A 9,812-nucleotide genomic window follows, 5' to 3' on the forward strand; every position below is an offset into this window, starting at 1 on the left:
TCCCCGGTCGCCGTCCCCGGCCTGACCGGCGTCGGTCAGGTCAGCAGCCGCGGCGGGGCGGGGGGCGGCCGGGGCTCCGGCGGCCACGGCACTGGCGTCCAGATGTCCGCCAGCACGTCCGCGACCGCCTGGCGGACATCCTGCGGAGCGCCGACGCCCCCGGTGGCGAGCAGCGCGCCGAGCAGGTCGGCGGCCGTGGGCCGCAGCGCGGGATCCTTGACGAGCGAGGCCTCGACCGCAGGACGCAGCAGGGCGGGCACGGAGGCGACGCGCGGTGGTTCGACCAGGACGCGGCGGGCCAGCAGATCGGCCTCACCCGCGCCGAAGGGATGGTGGCCGGTGGCGGCGTAGGCGACCAGGCACCCCCAGGCGAAGACGTCGGAGGCGGGCAGCGCGGGACCGCCGGTGAGCCGCTCGGGAGCCACCCAGCCGGGACTGCCCATGACCTGCCCCGCCTCCGTGTGCGCGGCGAGGGTGTCCACATCCCTGGCGATGCCGAAGTCGATCAGCCTCGGCCCCGCGGCCGACAGCAGCACGTTGCCGGGCTTGAGATCGCGGTGGACCAGGCCCGCCTCGTGCACCGCGACCAGCGCGGCCGCGACCCCGAGGGCGACGCCGTAGGCGAGGTCGGGGGGAAGCGGGCCGCGCGAGGCCATCACCTGCGACAACGCGGGCCCGGGAATGTATTCGGAGACCAGATACTGCCGTTCCCCGTCAATGCCGTCCTCGACGACCGCGGCGGTGCAGAAGGGCACGACCCGCCGGGAGAAGATGACCTCCTCCGCGAAACGGGCACGGAGGGTGGCGTCGTGCAGATGCGCCGGATGCGGCGTCTTGAGCGCGACCACTCCCCCCTGCGGGTGCTCGGCCAGGTAGACCACGCCCATCCCGCCGACGCCGAGGCGCCCGAGCAGCAGGTAGCGGCCGATGATGACCGGGTCCCCGACGGTCAGGGGCCGCACACCGGGCGGCATGCCGTTCATGGGACCAGTTCCGCCACGTGCCATCCTGGTTGAGCCTCTCGTGTACGCGGTGCGGCAAACACACTGTGGCGAAACCGGAGAGACCTTCGCCCCCGACCTGTCAGAAGGGGTATGGAAGGTAAGGCGAATCATCCCTCAAGGTAAGTAACCGGTGATGCCACAGAGGTAGTGCGGCGCTCGGCGGAAGGACGTGGCCACGCCGTACGGCACCGGCCCGTCCCCGAAAACCCGTTGCCGTGCCCCCGGGGGACGACAACGATAGGAGGGTTGTCCCGATCTCTCCCAGGAGGCAGCCTTCCTCCTCTACACACGCATCGCCTGGTACGGCTTCCGCCGCCACTCCACCTACCGAGCCGCCGCCCTCGCCGGAGCCTTCACCAACACCGTCTTCGGGATCCTCCGCGCCTACGTACTGATCGCCCTGTGGGAGTCCCGGCCGGGACTCGCCGGATACGACATCACCGACGCCGTGACCTTCTGCTTCCTCAGCCAGGCCTTCATCGGGCCGATGCAGGTCTTCGGCGGCGGCCTGGACCTGGCAGGGCGCGTGCGGAGCGGTGACGTCGCCGTCGACCTCGTCCGGCCGGCCTCACTGCAGCTGTGGAGCCTCGCCGACGACGTGGGAAGGGCCGCCTACCTGTTCCTGCTGCGCAGCCTGCCGCCGACGGTCGTCGGCGCGGCCCTCTTCGGCCTCGTCGTCCCCGTCGACCCGATGACCTGGCTCTCCTTCGCCGCGGGCTTCGCGCTCGGGGTCGTCGTCAGCTTCGGCTGGCGTTATCTGATCGCGCTGTCCGCCTGCTGGATCATCGACGACAAGGGGGTGCAGTCCCTGTCACTGGTGCTGACATTCTTCTTCAGCGGCATGGTGCTGCCGCTCAACCTGTTCCCCGGCTGGCTCGGCACCCTCGCCCAGGCGCTCCCCTGGTCGGCGATGGTCCAGGTCCCCGCCGACCTCTATCTCGGCAAGCGGGACATCCTCGGCGCACTGGGCTTCCAGGCCGCCTGGGCGGTCGCGCTGCTGGCGCTCGGCGCCCTGGTCACCCTCGCCGCCCGCCGCAAGGTGGTGATCCAGGGTGGCTGACGGCACGACCGCCCAGAGAGATCCGGGAAGGAAGGCGAACGGCTGACATGATCAGGACCTATATCCTGCTGGCCTGGACGTGGGTGAGAGCGTCGGCCCAGTATCCAGGATCGCTGGCCATGCTGGCGATCGGCTCGTTCGCCGTCAACGCGCTCGACGTCGTGGCGATCTGGGTGATCTTCGAGCACACCCGGTCCCTCGCCGGGTTCAACCGGGCCGAGGTGATGTTCCTCTACGGCACCTCGGGACTGTCCTTCGCGCTGAGCGACATGCTTTTCGGCAACGTGGACCGGCTCAGCCAGCACATCAAGACCGGCACCTTCGACACCATGCTCATCCGCCCGGCCGGCGCGTTCGTCCAAATGGCCGTCGACCGCTTCGGCGTGCACCGCCTCGGCCGGACCATCCAGGCCACGGTCGTGCTCGCCATCGCCATGCCCGGCCTCGGCCTGTCCTGGAGTAGGGCCTGGATGGTCCCGCTGATGGTCCTGTGCGGAATCGTCATCTTCACCTCGATCTTCGCCCTCGGCGGCGCACTGCAGTTCCTGCTGGTCAACGCGCCGGAGGTGGCCAACGCCTTCACCTACGGCGGCAGCACGCTCACCCAGTACCCGCTGAGCGTCTACGGCGGCGAACTCGTCAAAGGGGTGACGTTCATCGTGCCGCTGGCGTTCGTGAACTGGCAGCCCGCGCTGTTCGTGCTGGACCGGCCAGATCCCTTCGGCCTGCCGTACTGGCTGCGGTTCGCCGCCCCCCTCGCCGCCCTGGCCCTCGCCGGCGCCGCCGTACTCGCCTGGCGGGCGGGCATCCGCCGCTACCGCTCAACGGGGAGTTGACGCACATGATCGAAGTCGAAAGGGTCTGCCGCTCGTTCACCGTCGGCCGCCGTCGCGCGCGCAGGACGGTGCACGCCGTACAGGACCTGTCGTTCACCGTCGGGACCGGAGAGTTCGTCGGCTACCTCGGCCCGAACGGCGCGGGAAAGTCCACCACGATCAAAATGCTCACCGGTGTCCTCGCGCCGACCTCGGGCCGGGTCGAGGTGGCCGGGCTCGACCCGACGCGGCGCCGTACGGCTCTCGCCCGCAGGATCGGCGTCGTCTTCGGCCAGCGGACCACCCTGTGGTGGGACCTGCCGCTCAGGGACAGCTTTGAACTGATCCGACACCTTTACAAAGTAGATCGCACCGTTTTCCGCAGCAGGCTTGAGGAGCTGACCACCCTGCTCGACCTGGCCGGGTTCATGAACACCCCGGTCCGCCAGCTCAGCCTGGGCCAGCGCATGCGCGGCGACGTCACCGCGGCCCTCCTCCACGACCCCGCGGTGCTCGTACTCGACGAGCCGACCATCGGCCTGGACGTGGTCAGCAAGGCCGCCATGCGCGAGTTCCTGCGCCGCATCAACGCCGAGCGCGGGACCACGGTCCTGCTCACCACCCACGATCTGGGCGACATCGAGAAACTCTGCCGCCGCGTGATGCTCATCGACCACGGCCGCCTGACCTTCGACGGAACCCTTGACGACCTGCGCGCGACCGCGCCGGACGAGGACTCCATCGAGGACGTGGTCGCCCACCTCTACACCGGGGGGAGCATGCCGCGCGCGGGTGAGGCCACACCCCCCTGACCACAAGGGTTGTCCGTTCGACAGGAAATCCCTGACAATCAACGGCGAACGGACCGAGTTGTCGCGAGAGGGGCGGGTAACCGGAATTCCACGACCAGAACGAGCACTGGATCCCACCGAAGGAAGCCTCTCCCGGTTCGCCGCCGACCTCAGGCTGCTGCGGGAGAAGAACGGGCGCCCGAGCTACCGGGAGCTCGCCCGCAGGGCCCACTTCTCCACCAGCACCCTCTCCGAGGCGGCGGGCGGCAAGCGGCTTCCCAGCCTGGCGGTCACCCTCGCCTACGTCGAGGCCTGCGGCGGGGACCGCGCCGAATGGCGGAACCGCTGGACGGCCCTCTCCGAGGAACTCACCGGCGGCATGCCACCGCCCGGCGGCGGCACCGCCCCGTACCGGGGGCTGGCCGCCTACGAACCACAGGACGCCGCCCGCTTCCACGGGCGCGCCAGGCTGGCCGGCGAGCTCGCCGACCGGGTGAACAACCACCGCTTCCTGGCGGTGTTCGGCCCGTCGGGCTGCGGCAAATCCTCGCTCATCAGAGCGGGAATGGTGCCCGCCGTCACCGGCCGGGACCGGTCGGCGATCCTGCTGACGCCCGGCTGCAGCCCGCTCGCCGAACTCGCGGCCCACCTGTCCAAGGCCGCGGGGACGCCCGCGGGCCCGCTCCTCGCCGACCTCGCCGAGGATCCGGCCCGCACCGCTCTCGCGGTACGGCAGGCACTGGCCGCCCGTCCCCCGGGCCACGAACTGCTCATCGTGGCCGACCAGTTCGAGGAGGTGTTCACGCTGTGCGCCTCGGCGGACGAGCGTGACGCCTTCATCTCGGGACTGCTCGCCGCCGCGCAAGAGGGCCACGGCGCCCGCGTGGTGATCGGCGTGCGGGCCGACTTCTACGCTCGCTGCGCCGAGCACCCCGCCCTGGTGGCCGCCCTGCGCGACGCCCAGTTCCTGGTCGGCCCGATGACCGCGGCCGAGCTGCGCGAGGCCGTGACCCGCCCCGCGGAGCAGATGGGGCTGATGGTGGAGAACGCGCTGGTCTCCACCATCGTCGCGGACGCCGCGGGCAGGCCCGGCGCGCTGCCGCTGGTCTCGCACGCCATGCTGCAGGCGTGGGAGCGGCGGCGCGGCACCACCATCACCCTGGCGGGATACCAGGCGGCCGGCGGGATGGGCGGCGCCGTCGCGCAGAGCGCCGAGGAGGTCTACGCGGACCTGGAGGAGATCCACGGAGACCTCGCACGGCGCGTGCTGCTGCGGCTGACCGACGTCGACGAGGACGGAGTCGCGACCCGGCGCCGCGTCCAGGCCGCGGAGTTCGGCGAGGATCCCGCCACCGCCGAGATCCTGAACCACCTGGCCAAGGCCCGCCTGCTGACCCTCGGGGAGAAGAGCGTCGAGATCACCCACGAGGCGCTGATCGGGGCGTGGCCCCGGCTGCGCGCGTGGCTCGAGGAGGACAGGGACGGCCTGCGCCTGCACCGCCAGCTCGGCCAGGCGGCGGCGACCTGGGAGTCTCTCCGCCGCGACCCCGGGGCCCTCTACCGGGGGGTGCGGCTGGACGCGACCGAGGAGTGGGCGGCCGGGTCACGGGCCGGGCTGACCTCACGGGAGCGGGAGTTCCTCGATCTCAGCCTCGCCGCGCGGGACGGCGAGTCGGCGGCGCGGCGCGGACGCCTGCGGCTCGCGCTGACCGGGGCGGGCCTGGTGCTGGCGCTGGTCAGCGCGCTCGCGATCGTCGCGCTGCGCCAGGCGGACCACGCCGCGGCAGAACGGGACCTGGCCTTCTCCTGGCAGCTCGTCGCCAACGCCAGGGAGCAGCTCTCGCTCGACCCCGAGGTGGCGCTCCTGCTGGCCCGGCAGGCGTACGACATCGCGGCGACCCCCCAGACCGAGACCATGCTCCGCCAGGCGACCCTGGAGTCACGGCTGCGCGCCACGCTGCCCAGCGGGCACACGGGCCCCGTCTACGGCGTCGCGTTCAGCCCCGACGGGCGCCGCCTGGCCAGCGGCGGCGCGGACGGAGCCGTGCGGCTCTGGGACTGGAACCGGGCCGACCCCGCGGCGAGCCGCCAGACCGGCACGCTGCGCGGTCATCGTGGATGGGTGCTGGCCCTGGCCTTCAGCCCCGACGGGCGCCGCCTGGCCAGTACCGGCCACGACGGGACGGTGCGGCTGTGGACGGTGGACGACGCCGCCTCGGCCCCCGTCGTGCTGAACGGAGGCGGAGGCAGCGCCCGCGACATCGCCTTCAGTCCCGACGGACGCCGCCTGGCCGCGGTCGGCGACGACGGGGCGGTGCGGCTGTGGGCGGTGGACGACCCGACGGACTCCGTGACCGTCCAGGGCCCCGGAGGACCGCTGCTCGCCGTCGCGTTCAGCCCGGACGGACGGCACCTGGCCACCGGCGGAAGCGACGGGACGGTCCGGATCACGGGCGCGGACGGCCGCGGCGAACCGGAGATCCTGCGCGGGCACACCGGCTCGGTCGACCACCTCGCCTACGACCGGGACGGCACCCGCCTGGCCGGCGCCGGGACGGACGGCACCGCCCGGGTCTGGCCCCTCGGCGGCTCCGGCGACCCCATGGTGCTGCGCGGCCACGACGGCAGCGTGGACAACGTGGCGTTCACCCGGGAAGGCCAGGTCGTCACGGCCGGGGAGGACGGCACGATCCGGGTGTGGAACGCGGCGAGCGGCGTCCACCCGCTCATCCTGCGCGGCCATGACGGAACCGTGTGGGCTACGGCTCCGGATCCCGGCGGCACCCTGCTGGCCAGCGCCAGCGACGATGGCACCGTCCGCGTGTGGGATCCGGTCAGTCCAGGCCACCCCGTGGTGCTGCCGGGTCACCCGGGAGGCGCCTGGACCGCCGAGGTCGCCGCGGACGGACGGCAGGTGATCTCCGGCGGCGGCGACAACACGGTGCGGGTCTGGAACACCGACGGCAGCGGCACACCTGTCGTGCTGCGCGGAGGCGCAGACGGGATCATGGGACTGGCCACGAGCCGCCAGGGGACACGGGTCGCGGGCGGCTCGCGGGACGGAACGGTCCGGGTGTGGGACTGGAGCCGCGGCGGCGCCCCCGTCGTGCTGCGCGGCGGATCGGGACCGATGATGAACGCGGCGTTCTCCCCCGACGGGCGGACCGTCGCCGGCGCGGGCAGCGACCGGACGATCCGTCTGTGGAACGCCGACGGCACCGGCACGCCCCGCGCCCTGACCGGCCATCTGGACCTGGTGAAGTCCGTTTCGTTCAGCCCCGACGGACGCAGGCTGGCCAGCGCCTCCTGGGACGGCACCGTCCGCGTCTGGGACCTGTCGGGCCGGACCGGGCCACTGGTCCTCACCGGGCACGAGGGTCCCGTCTGGACGGCCGTCTTCAGCCCCGACGGACGCAGGATCGCCAGCTCGGGAAGCGACGGCACCGTCCGCCTCTGGGACACGGAGGGCCACGGCACGCCGACCGTCCTGCGGGGACACCAGGGCGCGGCCTGGAGCCTGTCGTTCAGCCCCGACGGGCGGCGCCTGGTCAGCGCGGGCACCGACGGCACCGTCCGCGTCTGGTCCGTCACGGGCACGACGGACGCGATCGTGTTCCGCGGCTTCGGCGCCTCCGTCGAGGCCGTCACCCACCTCCCGGACGGCCGCCTGGTCACCACGCACGGCGACGGCACCATCAGGATCTGGACCTGCGAGGTGTGCGGTCCGGTGCCCGGCCTGCTCTCGCTGGCGGCGAGTCGTACGACGCGTGCCCTGAGCCATGACGAGCGCGCCATCTTCCTCCACGAAGCGGGCCCCTGACCGCAATGACCGGCCTGATCATGGATCAGGCCGGTCATCGTCTCGCGGTTGGGCGTCACCGACCCCCGGGCCCCGGGTCGCAGATGCCGGTGCCCGGCCGATGAGTGCCGGGTTCGTGGACGCCCGCTACCGCGGGCGATGCCCGATGCGCGCGCTCACGGCGATCGGGGGGGCATGGAATCGAGCGCATGGGGCCGGAGGGGTTTCCCGCGTCAGGCGACGAGGTTGACGTAGTAGCGCGAGTAACCGTTCAGGTCGACCAGTCGGGCGCCGACCCGCCTGGCAGCGGTGCTGCCGATGTTGACACAGGAGTCGAAGGCGTTCTGGTAGACGTAGAACGGACCGTAGGGACCGGTCCAGACGGCGCCGTTCGCGGCTTCCGCGTAGAACGCGGCGTAGCGGTTGTTGGTGTTGATGACGTAAGCCTCACCACCGGGGTCGATGGCCCACCAGCCACGGGTGCCCCACTGACCGTAGTCGCGGCAGCCGTCCGGGCTGTAGAACATGATCGCGACCCACACCTTGGAACTGTAGCGGTTACGGAAGTGCAGCTCCATGGTCTACTCCTCCGGTTCCGCGAAGCGCTGGGCCAGCGGCCGGGCGTCGAGCTGCTCGTCCGCCAGAGGGGGCAGGTGGTCGTCGGCGCTGGCGGCGACGGCGACTCGGTCGGCGGTCCCAGGACGTGCGTTGGACTCACCGATGTCGGCTCCCGTGGCGTCCACGAACGCCACCCGGGGGTCGGGATGACGTTCGGTGCCGTTGTCGGGCATGTCTCACCTCTATCTCTTGAATGCGTAGGGTGATCGAGCAACAACGTACAGTTAGAGTCACGGGTGTGTAAAGAGGGGCTGTGGCACACCCGTGGGCGACGAGCGTCCCGGCCGCGCGGGTCCCGGCGCAGGCCCGCCCGCACTCTCCCGCCCCGCACGATCAGGACGTTCGCGCTGACGAGAACTCCACCGCCCTGTCAGCAAAACCCGAAAAGACGGGGGGTGCGGGGGCGTGAGAACATATGGGGCATCATGCGTGCCCGCCTCCCGTTACGCCTCATGCGCACGGCTGCCTTCTCGGCCGTCTGCGTGGCGCTCGCCGCACTCGGCCACCTGGCCGCGGGCGGCTCGGGACCGGCGCCGTTGGCGGTCGCGGCGGGCGGCGCCACGGTCATGGCCGTGACCGCGGCGCTGGCGGGGCGTGAGCGGTCGGCCACGGCGATCAGCGTCGGCCTGTCCGCCATGCAGCTGTTCCTGCACGAGCTGTTCGCCTTCGACGACCCCTCGGGGATCTCCCTGGCCGTGCACGCCCACGGCGGGGGGCTCGGCGAGAACCTCGGCATGCTCCTCGCGCACCTCACCGCCACGCTGGTCACCGGCTGGTGGCTGGCTCGCGGCGAGGCCGCCCTGTGGGCGCTGCTCCGCGCGGCGGGGCGGCGGCTGGGCGCGGCGTTCCGCCTGTTCCCGCCGCCCGCCGTCCCCGCTCCCCCGCGCGCGGTTTTCCCCGCCGTCGCGCCCGCTCCCGTGCGGGAGCTGCTCCGTCACACCGTCAGCAGACGCGGTCCTCCACTTCCCGCCGTCTGAGTCACCTCCCGTCACCGCAGGACCCAAATCTCGAAGTGGAGAATCCGCATGTCCGTTTCCTCAGTGTGCCGCCGTGCCGTCGCCGTGACCGCCGGTGTCACCGCGCTCACCCTGGGCTTGGCCCTCCCCGCCCTCGCGCACGTGAGCATCAACCCCGGCAGCGCCGAGCAGGGGGGTTTCACCAAGGTCGCCTTCCGGGTGCCCAACGAGCGGGACAACGCCTCGACCGAAAAGGTCGAGGTCGCCTTCCCCACCGACCACCCGCTGCCGTTCGTCTCGGTCAAGCCGGTTCCCGGCTGGGACGTCAAGATCGTCCGGGGCAAGCTGCCCAAGCCGGTGACCACCGAGTACGGCGAGGTCACCGAGGCCGTCACGAAGGTCACCTGGTCGGGTGGAAAGATCGACCCGGGCCAGTTCCAGGAGTTCGAGGTGTCCATGGGGATGCTGCCGAAGGACACCGACCAGCTCACCTTCCCCACGACCCAGGGCTACACGGGTGGTGAGGTCGTCAAGTGGGTCGACCCGCCGAAGGCCGACGGCTCCGAGGCCGACCACCCGGTGCCGACCCTGAAGCTCACGCCCGCCTCGGGAGAGGGAGACGAGCACGGCGCGGGCTCGGCGAGCCCGTCCGCGGCCCCGGCCGCGTCGACCACCATGTCCGCGGCCGAGCCCGGCCTCTCCGTCGCGCCGGTCGCCGCCGAGCAGGCGTCCTCCTCCGACGGCACCGCCCGCCTGCTCGGCGGCGCGG

Annotated in this window: 9 protein-coding genes; 6 read left to right on the forward strand and 3 right to left on the reverse strand. The window is 72.2% G+C overall.

Annotation, left to right across the window (positions count from 1 at the left end; translation table 11 throughout):
- Positions 1-35: 35 nt before the first annotated feature.
- Positions 36-983, reverse strand: a complete 948-nt coding sequence (locus tag AB0395_RS46500; RefSeq protein WP_366294268.1) for a serine/threonine-protein kinase — start codon at positions 981-983, stop codon at positions 36-38.
- 394 nt (positions 984-1,377) lie between these two features.
- On the opposite strand from AB0395_RS46500, the gene AB0395_RS46505 reads away from it, so the two are divergent.
- Genes AB0395_RS46505 through AB0395_RS46520 form a run of 4 tightly spaced genes read left to right on the forward strand, consistent with a single transcriptional unit; the run spans position 1,378 to position 7,490 of the window.
- Entirely contained in the window at positions 1,378-2,064 is a 687-nt protein-coding gene (locus tag AB0395_RS46505) for an ABC-2 family transporter protein (protein WP_366294289.1), read from the forward strand.
- Positions 2,065-2,111: 47 nt separating this feature from the next.
- Positions 2,112-2,900, forward strand: coding sequence for an ABC-2 family transporter protein (locus tag AB0395_RS46510; RefSeq protein ID WP_366294271.1), 789 nt, complete (start codon positions 2,112-2,114; stop codon positions 2,898-2,900).
- A 5-nt stretch (positions 2,901-2,905) separates the two neighbouring features.
- Positions 2,906-3,691, forward strand: coding sequence for an ATP-binding cassette domain-containing protein (locus AB0395_RS46515; RefSeq protein WP_366294274.1), 786 nt, complete (start codon positions 2,906-2,908; stop codon positions 3,689-3,691).
- A gap of 58 nt (positions 3,692-3,749) precedes the next feature.
- On the forward strand, positions 3,750-7,490 hold the full coding sequence (locus AB0395_RS46520; protein WP_366294276.1) for a hypothetical protein: 3,741 nt from the start codon (positions 3,750-3,752) through the stop codon (positions 7,488-7,490).
- 212 nt (positions 7,491-7,702) lie between these two features.
- On the opposite strand, the gene AB0395_RS46525 is transcribed toward AB0395_RS46520, so the two are convergent.
- The gene (locus tag AB0395_RS46525) at positions 7,703-8,047 is read right to left on the reverse strand and encodes a DUF1036 domain-containing protein (RefSeq protein ID WP_366294279.1); all 345 of its coding nucleotides are present in this window, start codon (positions 8,045-8,047) and stop codon (positions 7,703-7,705) included.
- A gap of 3 nt (positions 8,048-8,050) precedes the next feature.
- On the reverse strand, positions 8,051-8,260 hold the full coding sequence (locus tag AB0395_RS46530; protein WP_366294282.1) for a hypothetical protein: 210 nt from the start codon (positions 8,258-8,260) through the stop codon (positions 8,051-8,053).
- 279 nt (positions 8,261-8,539) lie between these two features.
- Between AB0395_RS46530 and AB0395_RS46535 the strand changes: the two genes are divergently transcribed.
- On the forward strand, positions 8,540-9,064 hold the full coding sequence (locus AB0395_RS46535; protein ID WP_366294285.1) for an MFS transporter: 525 nt from the start codon (positions 8,540-8,542) through the stop codon (positions 9,062-9,064).
- Between the two features lie 48 nt (positions 9,065-9,112).
- A partial coding sequence (locus AB0395_RS46540; protein WP_366294287.1) for a YcnI family protein occupies positions 9,113-9,812 on the forward strand: 700 nt, incomplete at its 3' end.

The organism is Streptosporangium sp. NPDC051023 (genome assembly GCF_040689595.1).
Taxonomy (GTDB): domain Bacteria; phylum Actinomycetota; class Actinomycetes; order Streptosporangiales; family Streptosporangiaceae; genus Streptosporangium.

Excerpts from the sequence above, each read along its gene's own strand:
- AB0395_RS46500 (WP_366294268.1), bottom strand. The coding sequence starts at position 983 with ATGAACGGCATGCCGCCCGGTGTGCGGCCCCTGACCGTCGGGGACCCG.
- AB0395_RS46510 (WP_366294271.1), top strand. The coding sequence starts at position 2,112 with ATGATCAGGACCTATATCCTGCTGGCCTGGACGTGGGTGAGAGCGTCG.
- AB0395_RS46515 (WP_366294274.1), top strand. The coding sequence starts at position 2,906 with ATGATCGAAGTCGAAAGGGTCTGCCGCTCGTTCACCGTCGGCCGCCGT.
- AB0395_RS46525 (WP_366294279.1), bottom strand. The coding sequence starts at position 8,047 with ATGGAGCTGCACTTCCGTAACCGCTACAGTTCCAAGGTGTGGGTCGCG.
- AB0395_RS46530 (WP_366294282.1), bottom strand. The coding sequence starts at position 8,260 with ATGCCCGACAACGGCACCGAACGTCATCCCGACCCCCGGGTGGCGTTC.
- AB0395_RS46535 (WP_366294285.1), top strand. The coding sequence starts at position 8,540 with ATGCGCACGGCTGCCTTCTCGGCCGTCTGCGTGGCGCTCGCCGCACTC.